Source organism: Streptomyces sp. NRRL S-1813 (assembly GCF_000719605.1).
In the GTDB taxonomy this organism is placed as follows: Bacteria; Actinomycetota; Actinomycetes; order Streptomycetales; family Streptomycetaceae; genus Streptomyces; species Streptomyces decoyicus.
In genome coordinates, this window is record NZ_JOHB01000002.1 from 156,185 (window position 1) to 173,371 (window position 17,187).

Annotated in this window: 15 protein-coding genes; 5 read left to right on the forward strand and 10 right to left on the reverse strand. The window is 70.5% G+C overall.

Translation table 11 applies throughout. From position 1 onward, the window contains the following. The first annotated feature begins 38 nt into the window (after positions 1–38). Positions 39–767, forward strand: coding sequence for a CDP-alcohol phosphatidyltransferase family protein (locus IF67_RS0105370; RefSeq protein WP_030982648.1), 729 nt, complete (start codon positions 39–41; stop codon positions 765–767). Between the two features lie 65 nt (positions 768–832). Here IF67_RS0105370 and IF67_RS0105375 read toward each other — a convergent pair whose 3' ends face one another. The 5 genes from IF67_RS0105375 to IF67_RS0105395 all read right to left on the reverse strand — a co-directional run bounded on the left by IF67_RS0105375 (position 833) and on the right by IF67_RS0105395 (position 7,669). Further along, on the reverse strand, positions 833–1,267 hold the full coding sequence (locus IF67_RS0105375; protein WP_030079248.1) for an adenylyltransferase/cytidyltransferase family protein: 435 nt from the start codon (positions 1,265–1,267) through the stop codon (positions 833–835). Positions 1,268–1,289: 22 nt separating this feature from the next. After that, positions 1,290–2,828, reverse strand: a complete 1,539-nt coding sequence (locus tag IF67_RS0105380; RefSeq protein WP_037838841.1) for a hypothetical protein — start codon at positions 2,826–2,828, stop codon at positions 1,290–1,292. 88 nt (positions 2,829–2,916) lie between these two features. Next, positions 2,917–4,488: an oligosaccharide flippase family protein gene (locus IF67_RS0105385; RefSeq protein ID WP_030982653.1), complete on the reverse strand. Its 1,572-nt coding sequence runs from the start codon at positions 4,486–4,488 to the stop codon at positions 2,917–2,919. Further along, positions 4,485–6,167, reverse strand: coding sequence for a polysaccharide biosynthesis tyrosine autokinase (locus IF67_RS0105390; RefSeq protein WP_030982654.1), 1,683 nt, complete (start codon positions 6,165–6,167; stop codon positions 4,485–4,487). Before IF67_RS0105390 ends, IF67_RS0105385 begins: the two co-directional genes overlap by 4 nt. After that, positions 6,164–7,669: a hypothetical protein gene (locus IF67_RS0105395; RefSeq protein ID WP_030982657.1), complete on the reverse strand. Its 1,506-nt coding sequence runs from the start codon at positions 7,667–7,669 to the stop codon at positions 6,164–6,166. The genes IF67_RS0105390 and IF67_RS0105395 overlap by 4 nt, the downstream gene beginning before the upstream one ends. Positions 7,670–7,855: 186 nt before the next feature. Between IF67_RS0105395 and IF67_RS0105400 the strand changes: the two genes are divergently transcribed. Further along, positions 7,856–9,064, forward strand: coding sequence for a glycosyltransferase (locus IF67_RS0105400; protein WP_030982659.1), 1,209 nt, complete (start codon positions 7,856–7,858; stop codon positions 9,062–9,064). A gap of 41 nt (positions 9,065–9,105) precedes the next feature. Here the strand turns inward: IF67_RS0105400 and IF67_RS0105405 are convergent, their stop codons facing one another. The 3 genes from IF67_RS0105405 to gmd are packed head-to-tail and all read right to left on the reverse strand — an operon-like array spanning position 9,106 to position 11,773. Beyond that, positions 9,106–10,230, reverse strand: coding sequence for a glycosyltransferase (locus tag IF67_RS0105405; protein WP_037838842.1), 1,125 nt, complete (start codon positions 10,228–10,230; stop codon positions 9,106–9,108). Beyond that, positions 10,227–10,763: an acetyltransferase gene (locus IF67_RS0105410; protein ID WP_030982662.1), complete on the reverse strand. Its 537-nt coding sequence runs from the start codon at positions 10,761–10,763 to the stop codon at positions 10,227–10,229. Before IF67_RS0105410 ends, IF67_RS0105405 begins: the two co-directional genes overlap by 4 nt. Next, complete coding sequence (gmd, locus tag IF67_RS0105415; RefSeq protein WP_030982664.1) at positions 10,760–11,773, reverse strand: GDP-mannose 4,6-dehydratase; 1,014 nt, start codon at positions 11,771–11,773, stop codon at positions 10,760–10,762. Before gmd ends, IF67_RS0105410 begins: the two co-directional genes overlap by 4 nt. Positions 11,774–11,950: 177 nt before the next feature. Between gmd and IF67_RS0105420 the strand changes: the two genes are divergently transcribed. Further along, positions 11,951–12,895, forward strand: a complete 945-nt coding sequence (locus IF67_RS0105420) for a GDP-L-fucose synthase family protein (protein WP_030982667.1) — start codon at positions 11,951–11,953, stop codon at positions 12,893–12,895. A 76-nt stretch (positions 12,896–12,971) separates the two neighbouring features. On the opposite strand, the gene IF67_RS0105425 is transcribed toward IF67_RS0105420, so the two are convergent. Continuing rightward, entirely contained in the window at positions 12,972–14,474 is a 1,503-nt protein-coding gene (locus IF67_RS0105425) for an exopolysaccharide biosynthesis polyprenyl glycosylphosphotransferase (protein ID WP_420708606.1), read from the reverse strand. A 277-nt stretch (positions 14,475–14,751) separates the two neighbouring features. Here IF67_RS0105425 and IF67_RS0105430 point away from each other — a divergent pair, with 277 nt between their 5' ends. Then, the gene (locus IF67_RS0105430; protein ID WP_030982671.1) at positions 14,752–15,429 is read left to right on the forward strand and encodes an AIM24 family protein; all 678 of its coding nucleotides are present in this window, start codon (positions 14,752–14,754) and stop codon (positions 15,427–15,429) included. A 177-nt stretch (positions 15,430–15,606) separates the two neighbouring features. Next, positions 15,607–16,335 carry a ribonuclease H family protein gene (locus IF67_RS0105435; protein WP_030982672.1) on the forward strand — a complete coding sequence of 243 codons (729 nt, stop codon included), beginning with the start codon at positions 15,607–15,609 and terminating at the stop codon, positions 16,333–16,335. A 151-nt stretch (positions 16,336–16,486) separates the two neighbouring features. On the opposite strand, the gene IF67_RS0105440 is transcribed toward IF67_RS0105435, so the two are convergent. Beyond that, entirely contained in the window at positions 16,487–17,143 is a 657-nt protein-coding gene (locus IF67_RS0105440; RefSeq protein WP_030982674.1) for a maleylpyruvate isomerase N-terminal domain-containing protein, read from the reverse strand. Between the last annotated feature and the right edge of the window lie 44 nt (positions 17,144–17,187).

A 17,187-nucleotide genomic window follows, 5' to 3' on the forward strand; every position in this document is an offset into this window, starting at 1 on the left:
TGTTGCTCCTTCGGGGGGCCATTCATCAGGTGGGGGACATGAGCCAGTTCGGGTATGCGATCAGACAGCTGTCGGCGGCCCAGAAATCAGCGAAGGGGGTGTCCCTCTACTCGCGTTATGTGAACCGGCCGGCCGGACGGGTGTTGGCCGCCGCGGGCTACACCCTGAAACTGACACCCAATCAAGTCACTATGCTCAGTGCGGTGTTCACCTTCACCGGCGTGGTCACGATTGCGACGCTGCGCCCCTCGCCCGCTGTGGCGGCCGGGATATTCGCGGCCCTGGTACTCGGCTTCGCCCTCGACTCCGCCGACGGACAGCTCGCCCGGCTGACCGGAAACGGCAGCGCCGCGGGGGAGTGGCTGGACCATGTGGTCGACTGCGCGAAGATGCTGGCCCTCCACATGGCCGTGCTTCTCTCGTTCTACCGCCACTTCGGTTTCTCCGACCCTCGCTATCTGCTGGTTCCCGTCGCGTTCCAGTTCGCCGCGGTGATGGTCTTCTTCGGCGGCATCCTCACCGAACAACTCAAACGCGCCGACCGGCTGAAGAGCGGCGCCGGCCCCGCGCCCGCGGCACCGGCATCCACGCTGCGCTCCGTCGCGCTGCTTCCGGTCGACTACGGGGTGTTCTGCGCGATATTCCTGTTGTTCGGCAGCCGGGAGGTGTTCATGGTGCTGTACTGCACCCTGTTGGCCGCCCATGTCCTCTTCATGGTGGCCTTCCTGGCCAAGTGGTACCGCGAATTGTCCGCCCCCGGCCGCTGACGGCCGGGGACGGACAATTCACCAGGGCGAGCGGCCTGGACGGGGCGCCGGGCCGCCGCAACGGGTCACGCCGAATTCGCGAGCCCGTCGAGCACCTTGCGCAACAAGGAGCTGGAGGTGTGCACGGTGTAGGGGAAATAGATCACATCGACCCCGACGGTCGCGAAATCCCGTTCGAGCTTGTCGCCCTTGCTCGTTCCCCGCCAGTCGTCGCCCTTGAAGATGACGTCGAACCGCACCTGCTGCCAGGTCTCCAATTTGTCGGGCACCGTCTCGACGAACGCCGCGTCCACGAACCGGACACTGCGTACGATCTCCAGCCGCTCGGTGAGCGGAATAACCGGTGCCTTTCCCTTGGCCTGCGTGGCCATTTCGTCCGACACCACACCCGCTACCAGATAGTCGCACTGGCTCTTGGCGTGCCGGAGAATGTTCAGGTGCCCGACGTGGAAAAGGTCGTAGACCCCGGGCGCATAACCTACTCGGTGTGTCTGTGTCATTTACCCCCCACTCGCCCTGCGGTCAGTTTCTGGCGGTCACATAGACCGGGCCGTTGCGACCCGAGACATTGGTACCGTCGGTGACCTCGATCGAGTAACGGTGCTGGGACCCGGGCTCCACGGTGTCCGTGAAGCTCATGTCGGGCCGGTTCCAGTAGCGCGAGTCCTGGTCGAGCGAGGTCAGATACGTGCCGTCGCGGTAGATCTTGTAGGTCAGAACGCCGTCGTCCCGGTCCCACGAGGCCTTCCAGTTCAGCGTGATCTTGCCCCGGGACCTGCTCGCGCCGCTGAGCAGCGGCACCTGCGGCGCCCCGGTGTCCGGACCCGCCGCGAACCGGGTGAGGCTCTGCTGCGGTGCGTCGTTGACGGTGGTGAACTCGCCCCCCGCCCACAGGATGCCGTCCGCCGCGGTCAGCGCCCGCGGGCCGATCTGCTCGCCGATCCCGTCGTTGGTGTCCGGGAACCACGGCAGGATGGTCTTGTCGGAGATCGACTGCGCCAGGAAGTGCTGGCGGTTGTTGATGTCCGTGAAGCCGCCCGGGGTGTTGGAGCAGTCATGGGCGTGCGAACCGCTGTAGAGCACGCCCTTGTACGGCAGCACCGCCTGGGTGGCGCCCAGGCAGGTGTCCTTCCACAACTGCGCGCCGTCGGACAGCCGCCCGGCCGCCCGGCCGTCGAAGACCCCGCCGCCGGTGCCCTCGGCGCCCAGGTAGAAGTTGGTGCCGTCGTTGACGAGCGTCTTGACGGCCGACCGGTTGGGGATCCAGCCGGTGAAGGAGTTGACGACCTTGCCAGTGGTCGCGTCCAGCCCGGCCAGCGCGTGCACGCCGAACAGACTCCCGTTCACCGAGGTGAACCGGCCGCCGATGATGACCTTGTTGAGCTGGGGCGCGACCGTGATGGCGTTGACCCCTGGTGTGGGGTCGTTGCCGACCGAGGAGCCACGGATCGTCGCCTTGAACGGCAGCAGTGTGCTGTCGGGCCGCAGTGCGGCGATCCGCTCGCGGGTCTGCCCCTGGACGGTGGCGAACCCACCGCCGATGTAGACGGTGTCGTCGGTGACGTCGATGGCCCGTACGGTCGAGCTGACCGTCGGTTTCCAGTCCGCACCGATCGTGCAGTCGGCGGTGTGGAGGGCGGCCGTGTTGGACCGCCCCACGGTGCCGGCCTTCCCGAACGAGCCCCCGATGTAAATCGTCGAGCCGTCGGGCGAGGCCTTCATGGCCCGGATGGTGCCCGTACCGCCGGTGAACGCCGGGGCACACGGCAGCGGTTCACCGGTCTTGGCGTCGAAGGCCGCGAAGTTCGTGCGGGCGACCTCATGGGTGCCCGGGGCGGCGCCCGGCGGCCGGATGTGGCTGAACGTGCCTCCTGCGTACACGATGCCCTTGGCGTAGGCCATGGCCCACACGATGCCGTCGGTCTGCCAGGTGCTCAGCGGATCGGCGGTCAGTGTGGTTTCGCCGGTGGCCTGAGCGGGACCGGCGGAAAGAGCCGTTGCTGCGGTACCCAGTACCGCGGCCGCGAGCAAGAGATGGACGGGTCTGCTTCTTTGGCGCACAGGTCCCCCCTGGAAGCATGGCGCGATGGGAATTGTCAGGATAGGAAGCGGGAACGAGACGAGCTCTGTGCGGAAATGAGCCCAGTGTTCATCGCGAGTTTTCCGAACCACGCTTGCGTAGCGCCCCGAAGAACTCCCCTACCCCCAGCGGCAAACGATAGCGCCAGACGGCGGTGCCGAAAGCCCCAATGGACAAAACAATTCCCAAGAACGCACCAGGAACGTTGTCCCCGAGAATTGTCCGCATGGCGAACACCGGGAGCGCCACCGCCACGACGCCGACCAGCGCGGCGTACACATAACCCCGGTCGACGGTGCCAAAGCCCAGCCGGTAGCGGGCCAGCAGCGCCGAGGCGCCGTTGTCCACCACGATCGCCAGGCCCCAGGAAACCGCGGCCCCCAGCACCCCGTACCGCGGCACCAGCCATACCGCGCTGCCGAGTTGCACCACGAACGCGGTGCCGGCGACAGCCAGATTCCAGACACTCCGTCCCGCCATGAGGATGACCGTCTGCGCGTTGCCCACGCCGACGTTGACCAGGCAGGCCGCCGCCAGCACCACCAGGCTCGGCGCACCTCCGGAGAAACCGGGCCCGAAGAGCGACAGCACGGTGCGCGGGTAGGCGGCGAGGACCAGGAACACCGGCCAGGAGAAGAGCGCGATCCAGCGTGTCGACAGCCGGTGCAGATGATGGGCCCCGGGTGCGTCACCGCCCGCGACAAGACGGCTGATCTGGGGAGCGACCGCCAGCCGGATCGCCAGTTGGAGCAGGGTCCCCGCGGTGACCAGACGGCCGATCGCGGTGTAGACACCGGCCTCGGTGGCGGTGCCCAGCACCGACAGCAGGATCACACCGATCCACACCGCGGTGATGTCGAAGACCGAGGAGACCGCCCGCGGACCGGCGAAGGCCCAGAACTCCCGTGCCTGCGGCGGCGGCCGGCCGGTGCCCGGGTGCGTACGGCAGGACCTGCGCAGCGAGATGCCCGCGGCCACCGCCCCCAGCACCCCGGGCACGAGCCAGGCCGCGGAGAGCGCGGCCACGCTCGGCGCGAGCAGCACCAGCGGCACGGCGAGCAGCACCCGCAGCGCCGGTTTGCCGATCTGCTCCACGCCCACGAAGGGCACCACCGAACCGAACCCCCGGGTGGCCCCGAGCAGCACCAGCGCCACCGTCGTCACCGGCAGGAACACCGCGAACAGCCGCATCAGCGCGGCGGCTTGGCCCGGCTCCAGATCGGGCAGCAGCAGACCGGCGAGCCCGGGGGAGAACAGCAGCACAGCCGCCCCGGCGGCGCTCGCCACCAGCGTCGGCAGCACCGAGATCCGCAACAGCCGCGGCACACCGGCGCCGCCGCTCAGTTCGAGGTCCCGGGAGACGAAGCGGACCAGGGCGGTATCGGCGCCCAGCTTCAGCGCATTGCTCAGGATGGTGAAGGCCGCGACACCGGTGAAGACCGCACCGGCCCCGCGGGCTCCGAGGCCATGGGTGACGACCGCGACGAGGACGAACCCGGACACCGCGTTTGCGGCCGAGCCCACGAGACCGAAGAGACTGCCGCGTGCGGTCGTGCCGACCCCGCGCCCGGCGGCCGCGGCCGGCCCGGGTGCCGTCGGCGCGGGCCGGCCGCCGGGGCCGGCCGGGCGGATGCCCGTCACCTGCGCAGTGAGGTGGTGTCGGCATCGAGGGACGCGCCGCCCGGCACCGCGGGGCCGGAGCCGGGCGGGGGCGGGCCGGGCAGCTGAGGCGGTGCCACCACGGCGGCGGGCGGGCGGCTGCGGCCGCGCTTGCGATGGGTCGGTCCGCCGTCCGACAGCCGGCGCAGCGACGGCCCGCGGCTGCCCTTGTCCAGGACGGCGCCCAGGATGTGCCCGCCGGCCCCGGTGATCAGCTCCCACACCCGGTCCAGATCGTCCCGGCGGACCTCGGTCAGATCGCAGACCACCACGACGCCCGCCGCCTGCTTGGCGACGGCCAGCCCGTCCGCATGCGACAGCAGCGGCCCGGTGACCACCACGACATTCTCGTTCGGCCCCGACGGCTCGTTCAGCAGCCGGGTGAACTGCGGTGAGGACAGGGCGCGTCCGGGGTTGGGCACCTCGCGGCCGGGCAGCAGATCGAAGCGCCCGTCGACGCCCGCGTCCACGGCACGCCGCTCGCCGTCCGCCCAGCCGCCCGGCACCGGCCGGCCGTGACCGGGGTGCAGCGGGAGCCGCTGGGCCAGTCGGGGAGTGCGCAGATCGGCCTCGACCAGCAGGATGTCGTTGCCGATCTCGGCGAACGCACCGGCCAGGTTGACCGCGACCGAGACGGCATCCGCGTTCTCCCGGGGGGCGACGATCAGCAGGCTGCCCCGCCCGGCGAACCGCTGGTCGTGCACCAGCCGGAAGGCGATCGTGCGGTAGGCCTCCGCACGGTTGCCGCGGCCGCTCCGGCCGACCTCCAGCAGCTCCGTACTGTCCTGCCGGCGCGGCAGGATGCCCAGCACCGGTGCCCGCAGATTGTCCTGCACATCCGCCACCGACCGGACCCGCGGTTCCAGCACCGAGCGGACCCAGGCCGCCAGAATGCCCAGGACGAGACCGATCACGGCCCCGGTGAGCAGCAGCATGACGAGTCCGGGGCTGGACGGGAAGGCCGGCGGATCGCCCTTGCGGACGATGTCGCCCGGTGTGGTGTCGAGGGACTTGAGGCTGGATATCCGGCCTTGGAGATCCGCTATCTCCGACACCAGATTGCTGCGCTCGGACTCGTCGGTGGCCCGCCCCGCCCCGCCGCTCGCGCCCGCGATCCGCCGGTCCAGCACCTTGCGCTGGTCCTGAAGGGGCTTCAGCTCCGTGCCGAGCTTGCTGACGGTCTTGTCGATCCGCTGGGTCGCGGCGTCCTGACGGTAGTCGAGGTACGCATGCACAAAGGCGTTGACGAGCGCGGACGCCCGGTCCGCGGAGTCCGCGCTGTACTCGAACATCAGGGTCTGGGTCTCGGGTGGATTGCTCACCCGCAGATCCCGCTGGAGCCCGGCCGGATCGGTGCGGATCCCCAGGGATTTCGCCGCGGCGGTCGCGACCGAGGCGCTCTGCGCGATCTGCCGCTCGGTGCCCATGCTGATCTGCTTGTCCGCCGAGACACCGCCGGCCTCGAAGGGCGCCGTACTGATCGCATGCACCACCACCTCACCGGTTGCCGTGTACGTCGAGCCGCCCAGCACGGACACGGCGGCGCCGCCGAGCATGCCCAGCACCAGCCCGAGCACCAGCAAAGCGCGATAGCGGAAGAGCTGGCGCAGCTGGTCGCGGATCTGGTCCGGCTCCTCCGCGGGCTCGTCGAAGACGCTCACGTATGTGCTCCTCCTGTGGGTAGCGACAAGGCGTCGCGCTGCGCCCGGGGCGCCGGTGCGTTCGCGGGCTGCGCCGCGGACGGCGGCAGGGCCCGCCGTCCCGCCTTACGGGTGATCAGTAGCGGGATGCACACCAGCAGCGCCAGCGGGCCCACGATGGCCATGAGACTGCCGCGCAGCAACACCAGCTGGTAGAAGCCGAACGCCGGTACCAGCAGCGCCGCGAGGGTGCCTCGGCGCCGCCGCAGCCGGTGCCGGAGGCGGTCGATGCGCCGTCCCACCGCGCCGATCAGGCCGAACACGGCGATGACCGACGGGAACCCGGCCCACATATAGGTCTCGACCCAGAGCGGCGCGGACAGATTGGTGAAGGTGTAGCCCGCGTGCCGGGCGAGGAGGATCCCCGCGTCGTCGGGCTTGCCGGGCCATGCGGCGCGCGGCACGAAGAACAGCGGGGGGCCCAGCGCGGCCGTCGGGGTGAAGCCATGGGTGCGGGCGTAGTCCACGCCCGTCTGGATCTGCTGGAACGCGTCATAGTCGCCGTTGGAGGTGAACTGCTCGGCGAGCGAGACGACATGGACGGGTTCCCGTTTGTCGTAGCGGAAGTAGTCGCTGTACGGGAAGACCACCAGCACGACGGCCGCCACGCCCGCCGCACCGAAGCGGAAGGCCCGCGGCCCGTGCAGCCAGGACGCGCTGAAGACCAGCGCCAGCAGGACCGTTCCGGCCCAGAAGCGCGGCTGGCTGATGGGGTTGTTGACCACGACGTTCACCGCGATCATCAGCGGCAGCAGCAGCCACCGTAACCCGCGCAGGGTCCGGTCGCCCTTGGTGAACCGCGGCACGTGCAGCAGCGCCACCAGTGCCCAGAACGCCGGTACCGAAAGCGCCCAGGCCGCCATCGCCCGGTCCGCCGACCCGGCCGGTGCCGCCTGCGCCGCGGCCTCGTTGGCGGCCTGCCGGCTGAGGAAGAACGCCGACAGCCCGCCCTGACCGGGAATCAGCACGACCGCCAGCAGCAGCGCCAGCCCGCACAACAGCAGCACCCGCCCCGGCGACAGCCGCCGGGCCAGGAGCGGTTCGAGGAACGTGGACGTACGCGCCGAACGCCACGACGCAAGCGCCGAGCCCGCGCTGTAGGCCAGAAGTCCGGTCTCCACCACGGCCGTTGTCACGAACGCGGTCTTCGCGTCGACGACGAAGCCCCGCGGATAGGCGTCCGTCGCGAGCATGGCCAGCGGCGCCAGCCCCAGCCAGACGTACGAGAAGAGCCAGAAGCCGAAGGCGATCACCCGGGCCCGGACATCCGTCAGCACCCGCGCCAGCGCCGCACCGGTGTGCACCACCACCACGCACTGCACGGCGAGCGCGGCACCGAAGCGGGCGTCCAGCGACTGAAGGATCAGCACCGGCAGCAGCACCACCAGCAGCAGTGCCCAGCAGCACAGTGCGGCGATTGTGCGTACCGGCGTCATGGCACCGGGCCGATTCCCGTGCAGCATCCGCCCACCTCCCCCCAACTCCCCACCAGCGAGCACAATGTAAGGGACATCGGGAAACAAGGTCGCCTTCGGGACACAATCGCAATCCAAATCACAGCCCGCGGGCCCCGGCGGGCTCCTACGATGACCGCACATTTCAGAGGGGGACCAGTCGTGGAAAACTCGTTCGCGGGCCGGTGTGTGCTCGTGGTCTCGACCAACTACGCACCCGAACACACCGGTATAGGGCCGTACTCGACGCAGATCGCCGAGCACCTGGCCGCAACCGGCGCCGACACCCATGTCCTCGCGGGGATGCCGCACTACCCCGCCTGGCAGGTCGCGGAGGGCTATCGCGGCCGCTGGCGGATACGCGAGCGCCGCGGCGGGGTCACGGTGCACCGCAGGCGCCACACCGTTCCGCCGCGTCAGACCGCCCTGCGCCGGGCGCTGTTCGAGGCGAGCATCCTGGCCCACGGCGCCGTGGCGCCCCCGCGCATCCGCCCCGATGTGGTGCTCACCCAGATGCCCAGTCTGGCCGGGGGAGTGCTGGGCGGGCGCCTCGCGCGACAGGCCGGGGTGCCGCATGTCGTGGTCGTCCAGGACCTGATGGGAGCCGCCGCCGAACAGAGCGGCATCCAGGGCGGTGGCCGGGCGGCCGCTCTGGCGGGGGCGGTGGAGGCCAGGGTCCTGCGCGGGGCGGCCGTCGTCGGGGTGGTGCACGAGTCGTTCGTGGACCGGGTCACGGCGATGGGCGTGCCGCGCGCACGGGTGCATGTGGTGCCCAACTGGACGCATGTGGAGGGCCCGAGCGGTGACCGGGAGCGGACCCGGGCGCGCCTGGGCTGGTCCGAGAAGGACACCGTGCTGCTGCACGCCGGCAACATGGGCCTCAAGCAGGGACTGGAGGTCCTGGTCGAGGCCGCCAGGCTCGCCGATCAGGAAGCCGCGCCCGTACGGATCGTGCTGATGGGCGACGGCAACCAGCGCGCGCATCTGCAACGGCTCGCCGAGGGCGTCTCCGCGCTGTCCTTCCTGCCGCCCGCCGACGCCCAGGAGTTCCCCGACGTGCTCGCCGCCGCCGATGTGCTCGCGGTGACCCAGAAGGCCTCCGTGCTGGACATGAGCCTGCCGTCCAAGCTGACCTCGTACTTCATGACGGGCCGGCCGGTGATCGCCTCGGTGGCCGCCGAAGGGGGCACCGCCCACGAGGTGCTGCGCTCGGGCGCCGGGTCGGTGATCGCACCGGAGGACCCCAAGGCGCTGCTGGCGGAGGTCCGGGCGCTCGCCGACGAACCCGAGCGGGCGTCGAGGCTGGGAGCGTGCGGTCCGCAGTACGTCGAGCAGCGGCTGAGCAGCCGGGCCGGCCTGGAGCGGATCACCGCTCTGCTGCGGACCGCGACGGCCGGCCGGTAGCCGCGGGCGGCGGGGGCGGTGTCCGCACCCGCCGCCCCGGGTCACCCGCCGCCGGGCCGGGCGAGCGAGGCGTACCACTCCTCCAGCCGGTCGGTCACGGCCGCAATGGAGAACTCCGCCTCGACGGCCGCACGGCCCGCGCCGGTGAGGCGCTCCCGCAGCGTGCGGTCCTCCAGGAGCCGCAGCACCGCGTCCGCCAGCTCTTCCGGCGAACCGTCGGTCACCAGAGCGGCCTCGCGCCGCTGGAGAGCCGCGGCGATACCGCAGCTGTCCGTGCAGACCACCGGGGTGCCCACCGCCAAGGACTCCAGCACGCTCATCGGGAACGGCTCGTCGACGCTGGGCAGGACGTACACGGTGGCCCGCGCGGTCCGTCGCACCGCGGCGTCGTGATCGAGGGCCCCGCCGTACGTCACCGCCTCGCCGAGCCCCTCGTCTGCGATCAGCCGCCGGACCTCCGCGAGCCGCCCCTCGTCCGAACCGTGCAGGGTGAAGGACACCTCGGGCCGCTTGCGGTGCACCAGGGCCGCCATCCGCACAAAGGCCTCGGGGCGTTTGCGGCTCTGGAGGCGGGCGAGGAAGAGCACATCCGTCTCGCTCCGCTCCGCGTCGAGGGGCCGGGCACGGACCCCGTTGGGGAGCCGGACCAGGCGTGGCCCGCGCGGGCCCAGCACCTTCCGCAGCCCGGCCTCCTCCTCGTCGGTGAGCACCAGCGCCGCCACCGCCCGGCGCAGCAGCGGGACATAGACCCGGTCGAAGAGCCGCGCCACCGCCGAGCGGCGGGGCTGGACCATGCCGTGTGTCTGCACCACGAAGGGGCGGCGGCGCACCACGGCCACCGCGAGCGCGGCCAGTGAGACCAGATCGCGTCCGGCGTGCAGATGCAGGGCGTCGGCCCGGCCCGCCCGCCGCCAGAGCACCGGCAGCAGTCCCGGGTGGAACAGGCCGAGGAAACCCTGCCCCGGCACCAGGGTGCGGGCCGGGCGGGCGCGGAGCGGCACGCCGTCCACGGACCCCGGGGGCGCGCCCCGCCCCCGCCACAGCGAGATCAGCTCCACCTCGTGGCCGCGCGCGGCCAGTTCGCCCAGCTGCCCGGTGGCCACGCTCACCGGACCGCCGTACGCCCCGTCATCGCTGACCAGGGTCACGACATGGGTGATCCTCATACGGCACCCCCGGTGGTGTGCACGGCCCCCGCCGGCACATCGCGGTGGGCGACCGCACCGGCGCCGACCACCGCGCCCGCCCCGACCGTGACGCCGCGCAGCACCATGCCACGGGCGGCCACCCAGGAACCCGGCTCCAGCCGGATCGGCGCATTGTCGAACTCGAAGGTGGGCGAGCGCCGTTGATGGCTTCCGGTGCACAGCACGGCGCCCTGCGACACACAGACATCACTGGCGATGCTGATCGGCTCCAGGTTGATCAGCCAGGAGTCCTCACCGATCCAGACGTCGTCGCCGACCGTCAGCTTCCACGGCCACTGCACCCGCACCCGGTGCCGTATCAGCACCCGTTCGCCGACGCGGGCGCCGAAGGCCCGCAGCAGCGGGGGCCGCAGCCGCGGCGGGAACCACCACTTCAGGAACAGGAGGTTGAGCACGGCGAACCAGGCGGCCTGGGTCAGCAGGCCCCGGCCCTTGTCATAGCCGGCGCCGGTGAAACCGCGCAGCCGGCGGGTGGTGGCGACAGGTGTCATCGGTCCACCCGCACCCGGTGGCCGGAGAGTTCGGCCGCCAGCTGCCGTACGTCCGACTCGACCATGATCCGGGCGAGTTCGTCGTACTGCACCTTCGCCGACCAGTCCAGCAGGCGCTTGGCCTTGGACGCGTCGCCGATGAGTGCGTCCACTTCGGAGGGTCGCTCGTACTTCGGGTCGAAGCGCACATAGCGCTCCCAGTCGAGCCCCACCGTGCGGAAGGCGGCCTCCAGGAAGTCGCGTACGGTCGCGGCCACACCGGTCGCCACCACATAGTCGTCCGGCTCGTCCCGCTGGAGCATCAGCCACATGGCCTCGACGTACTCCGGGGCGTAACCCCAGTCGCGGACGGCGTCCAGGTTGCCCAGGTAGAGATGCTCCTGGAGGCCTGCCTGTATGCGGGCCACCGCGCGGGTTATCTTGCGGGTGACGAAGGTTTCGCCGCGCCGCGGGCTCTCGTGGTTGAAGAGGATGCCGTTGACGCCGAACAGGCCGTACGCCTCACGGTAGTTGACCGTGGACCAGTACGCCATGACCTTGGCGCAGCCGTACGGGCTGCGCGGGTGGAAGGGCGTCGCCTCGTTCTGCGGGGGCGGGGTGGCGCCGAACATCTCCGAGGACGAGGCCTGGTACAGCCGGGTCTGCACCCCGCCGGCGCGGATGGCCTCCAGCAGCCGTACGGCGCCCAGCCCGGTCACATCGCCGGTGTACAGGGGCGCGTCGAAGGAGACCCGGACATGGGACTGGGCACCGAGGTTGTAGACCTCGTCGGGCTGCACATCACGCAGCAGGTTCACCAGCGCGACCCCGTCCGACAGATCGACGTGGTGCAGCAGCAGCCGCCGGTCCGGGGTGTGCGGGTCCTGGTAGATGTGGTCGATGCGCTCGGTGTTGAAGCTCGACGAGCGTCTCATCAGCCCGTGCACTTCATAGCCCTTACTCAGCAGCAATTCGGCGAGATATGAACCGTCTTGGCCGGTGATTCCGGTGATGACCGCGGTTTTCGGCATGGCTTCCCCCCACGAGAAGTGATGTACATCGGGATCGATCGATGGAATACCCACGCGCCGGCGGACCGCGGGGCGTGGACGCTACCCGCTCCGTGGCCGGTGGTCGAGAGCGAAGTGCGGCAGATATTTCCTGAAATAGTCGGTGGACGTATCGGGTTCAATGACACAATCCGGCCCATGGATGACTTGCTGCCCACACCTGCTCGCGTCTTTGTCGCGGGCCACAGAGGTCTGGTGGGATCTGCCGTGGCCCGGCGGCTGACCGCCCAGGGCTATGACGTGCTGACCCGTACGCACGCGGAACTCGACCTGCGTGACGCCGACGCCACCGCGGCATTTCTGCGTGCGGCCCGGCCCGATGCCGTCGTCCTGGCGGCCGCCAAAGTCGGCGGAATCATGGCCAACAGCACCTACCCCGTGCAGTTCCTGGAGGACAACCTGAGCATCCAGCTCAGCGTCATCGCCGGTGCGCACCACGCCGGCGTCCGCCGGCTGCTGTTCCTCGGATCGAGCTGCATCTACCCCAAGCACGCCGCCCAGCCCATCACCGAAGACGCCCTGCTGAGCGGGGCGTTGGAGCCCACCAACGAGGCGTATGCGATCGCCAAGATCGCCGGCCTGGTCCAGGTCAAGTCCTACCGCCGGCAATACGGTGCCTCCTTCATCTCCGCCATGCCGACGAACCTCTACGGGCCCGGCGACAACTTCGACCTCGAGACCTCGCATGTCCTGCCGGCGCTCATCCGCCGCTTCCACGAGGCCAAGGAGAAGGGACTGGCCGAGCTCACGCTCTGGGGCACCGGCACACCGCTGCGCGAGTTCCTGCACGTCGATGACCTGGCCGCGGCCTGTGAGGTGCTGCTGCGCCGCTACGACGGCGACGACACCGTCAACGTCGGATGCGGCGAGGACCTGACCATCGCCGACCTGGCCTCCTGTGTCGCCTCCGCGGTGGGATACGAAGGGCGGATCTCCTTCGACCCGTCCCGCCCCGACGGCACCCCGCGCAAGCTGCTCGACATCAGCAAGATGCGCGCCCTGGGCTGGTCGCCCACCATCCCGCTGGCCGAGGGCATCGCCCGGACCTACCGGGCGTGGCAGGCGGAGCCGGCCCGGGTGTGACCGGGCCGGTCCCACGGTGTGTGTCCGGCGCCCGCCCTTCGGCGGCGCGCCGGACACACACCGGTGTCCCATGGTTCTAGTACGCACCGCGCCCGTCCACGACGGCACGCACGGTCCGCATCAGCACACCGAGGTCGCCGGCGTAGGACCAGTTGTCCACATAGCTCAGGTCCAGTGCGACGGTCTCGTCCCAGGAGAGATCGGAGCGCCCGCTGACCTGCCACAGGCCGGTCAGCCCCGGCTTGACGGATAACCGGCGGACCTCGGTCCCGTCGTACCGCTCGACCTCCTCGGGAAGCGGGGGCCGCGGGCCGACCAGCGACATATGGCCGGCCAGGACATTGAAGAGCTGGGGCAGTTCGTCCAGCGAGAAGCGGCGCAGCAGACGGCCCACCGGTGTCACCCGGGGATCCCGCCGCATCTTGAACATCGCCCCGTCGTGCTCGTTCGCCGACTCCAGCGCGGCCCGCATCCGGTCGGCGGTGACGACCATCGTGCGGAACTTCCACATCCGGAACGGCATCAGATCCCGGCCGACCCGGATCTGCCAGTAGAACACCGGTCCTGCCGTGGTGAGCCTTATGGCCGCGGCCACCGCGGCGAACACGGGGGCGAGCAGCACGAGCAGCAGCACGGCCCCCAACCGGTCCGTGGCCTGCTTCAGCAGTACCGGAAGGCCCCGTCGGGCCGCCGGGTCTATGTGCATCACGGTCAGGCCCGCCGCCTTGGCGAGCCGGACCCGGTGCTGTGACACATCGATCAGGCCCGGAAGTATGGCCAGATTCCGGCCTCCGTCGTGCAGCGCCCAGGCCAGCCGCCGCACCCGCGCGGCGGACAGCTGACGGCCCGGCGCCACGAAGACGACATCGGCATCGAGTTCCGCGGCGCACCCGAGCACGGTCTCCCCGTCCAGTGCACCCTCGGGTGCCTCACCGTCGGACGCGAGCCGGGCCGGGACGGGCAGCGCCGATTCGGTGGCTCCCTCCCCGACGATGCAGCTGCCGACGACGACGTAGGCGTGGTCGGTACCGTGCGCCAGCTCGGCGAGCACCAGGTCGACGGCGCCCGCTTCCCCGACGACCAGCACCCGGCGCAACGCCTGCGCACGACGCCGCATGGCGAGCAGGTACCGGTGCACGAGCTTGCGCCGGGCCACACTCAGCGCCAGGCAGGGCAACAAGGCGACCACACAGACCTTGAGGCCCACCTCGACCCGCACCCCGACACAGACGACGGCCAGGACGCCGAGCATGGTCAGCCAGTCCCACACGACCGGCATCACCGCGGCGCCACCGCCATGCTCATCCCTGGTGTAACGATTCTTCGATAGTCCGACGGCCAGCCACGACAGGCAGGCCAGCACCGCCGTGAGCCATGGCTGTGGCTGCCCGGTCACGGCGCAGAGCGCGCCGACCGGAACCAGGGCACCCACGGCGTCCACGGCCAACGCCGCCTGCACAAGACGTCGTTCCGCCGACCGGTGTCCGTCCTTCTCGCTGCGCTCCGGCGCACGATCCAACTTGGCTGTTCCGGCAGGTGATTCGATCACCCGTGATCCGGCAGCTTCGAACAACCCCATGGCCCCCCACTTGGTCGTCCCCTCACTTCCGGCGCGGCTGGAGCCCCCCGGCCACACAACCACCCCGTGTCGGACGTGACGCTAGAGCACGTTGCGCCCGACTGCTGTGGTTTACCTATTTTGAGTGTTCTTGTGTCTCATTGTTTACAAAGCAACGGACTCGTGGTCGTGTTTCCGCCGACCCTCCGGAGGCCGCGGCCGGGTGGGCCGAGGCGCCTCCGTACCCGCGGCCGGGCGTTCCGGTGTGCCCTCTCCCGGACCCGCCTAGCATGCTGCCATGAACAGTGATCTCTTCGCGTCCGAGAACATGGCCACGCCGGCCACCGCCCCCGGAATGACCCAGCAGAACGCCAAGTCGATCAAGTACGCGCTGGACGGCGAGTGTTACGCGCGGCAGGGCTCGATGATCGCCTACCGCGGGGATCTGCACTTCGAGAAGCAGGGGCAGGGCGTCGGCAAGTTCCTCAAGCGCGCGGTCACCGGCGAGGGGCTGGCACTGATGGCCATACGGGGCCGGGGCGAGGTGTGGTTCGCCCATGAAGCCGCCAACTGCTTCATCATCGACCTCGCCCCCGGCGACGGCATCACCGTCAACGGCCGCAATGTGCTGTGCTTCGACCCGTCCCTCTCCTACGGGATCAAGGTCGTCAAGGGCGCCGGCATGGTCGGCGGCGGGCTCTTCAACTCCGTCTTCAGCGGCCAGGGCAAGCTGGCCGTGATGTGCGAGGGCAATCCCCTCGTCATCCCCGTCTCCCCGCAGTCCCCGGTCTTCGTCGACACCGATGCGGTGGTCGGCTGGAGCAGCGGCCTCCAGACCTCGCTGCACCGTTCGCAGAGCCTCGGTTCGATGCTCCGCGGCGGTTCCGGCGAGGCCGTCCAACTCCGCCTCGACGGCGAGGGCTTCGTGATCGTACGGCCGAGTGAGCTCCGCCCGGAGAAGACAGCGGGCAACTGATCCGGGCCGGGTGGGTGCGCCGCAGGGGAGTGCGACGTCTCGCTCGGGTCCGTGGCGGGGCTACGGTCCGTGGCGGCGCCCGGTCGACCGTGGTGCAGAGTGTGACCTGGGACTCAGGAGGTGGCCGAACACGGGGCGCCGATGGAGGCGGCTTCGCTCGGGGCGCCACCGGCTGGCATGATCGCGCGCATGGCTGAACGCGTGATCGCCGCTTGTGACGGCGCGTCGAAAGGAAATCCCGGGCCCGCGGGCTGGGCCTGGGTCATCGCCGACGGTGCGGAGACCGTCGTCCGGTGGGAGGCCGGCCCGCTGGGCACCGCGACCAACAACGTCGCGGAACTCACGGCACTGGAACGTCTCCTGGCGGACACCGATCCGGCCGTTCCGATGGAGATCCGGATGGACTCCCAGTACGCGATGAAGGCCGTCACCACCTGGCTGCCCGGATGGAAGCGCAAGGGGTGGAAGACCGCGGCGGGCAAGCCGGTCGCCAACCAGGAACTCGTCATGCGCATCGACGCACTGCTCACGGACCGCTCCGTGGAGTTCCGGTACGTGCCCGCGCACCAAGTGGACGGCGACCCGCTCAATGACTTCGCCGACCGGGCCGCGAGCCAGTCGGCGATCGTCCAGGAGGCCGCCGGCAGCGAGCTCGGCTCCCCGCAGCCGCCGCCCGCCCCTGACACCGTCCGGCCTTCCGGATCTCGCCGTGGGGCCTCCGGCGCGGTGGCGAAAACGGCGTCCTCGCCGAAGCGGCGCGCCTCGGGGAATGCGACGCGGACACTCAACGCCAAGTTTCCCGGACGCTGCCGCTGCGGACGCTCCTACGCGGCGGGCGAGCCCATCACCAAGAACCCGGAGGGCTGGGGGCACCCCGCGTGCCGCTCCGGCGCGGCCGGCGACTGAGCTCCTTCGACGAAGGCTCACGGGCGTACCGGTCCGGACGCGCACGGGACCCAGGGCCTGCCGCCGGATGGGCCCTGATGTCGGCGTGAACCGCCGAAGGGTGAGGCAGGACGCCCTGCCTCACCCACCCGTTCCCTCCACAGGGGACGTATCAGCCCAGGACGAGCGGCAGTTTCGCGGCCAGCTCGCCGAGTTCGGCCTTCTCCGCGTCGGTCGGTGCCCGTCGGCCGGTGCCGACCAGAAGTGCGTCCTTGTCGCTGAACGACGCGGGGAACGCGGCGTCGGCGATCTTCTCCAGCGTTGCGCGGGATCGGGCCAGGCTCTCCGCGGGCGGTTCCGCCGCGTCCGGGAGGTACGCGATCAGGTCGAGGTGGTGCAGCGTCCATTCCAGGACGTACGCGGTGAGGTAGTCGCCCGCCGTGAGGACCTCGTCGCGGGTGCTCACCCGGACGCCGGGGTCGGCGAGTGCGGCGGCGCGCCCGGCGGCGGAGCCGACGTCGTCGAGGTGGAACTTGAGCAGGCGTGGTTCCTCGTACGCGGCGGCCAGCCGGACGGTCAGCGCGTCGAGCGGGTCCTCGCCGGTCGGCGGTTGGTCCTCGACGTTCCAGTAGGTCACCGCGTTGACGGTGGGTTCGGTTTCGGCGGGGGTGACGAGGGTGATCAGGACGTCCTGCGCGTCGATGATCAGGTGGCACACGAGGTCCCGCACGAGCCAGCCGGTGCAGCCGGACGGCTGCGCGAAGTCCTTGTCCGGGAGTTCGGCGACAGCCGTGCGCAACGCTGTCCAAGAGCGTGAGAAGAGATCCACATCGGCACGGTAGTGCGGCGCCGCAAGGGCGGACAAGCGAATTC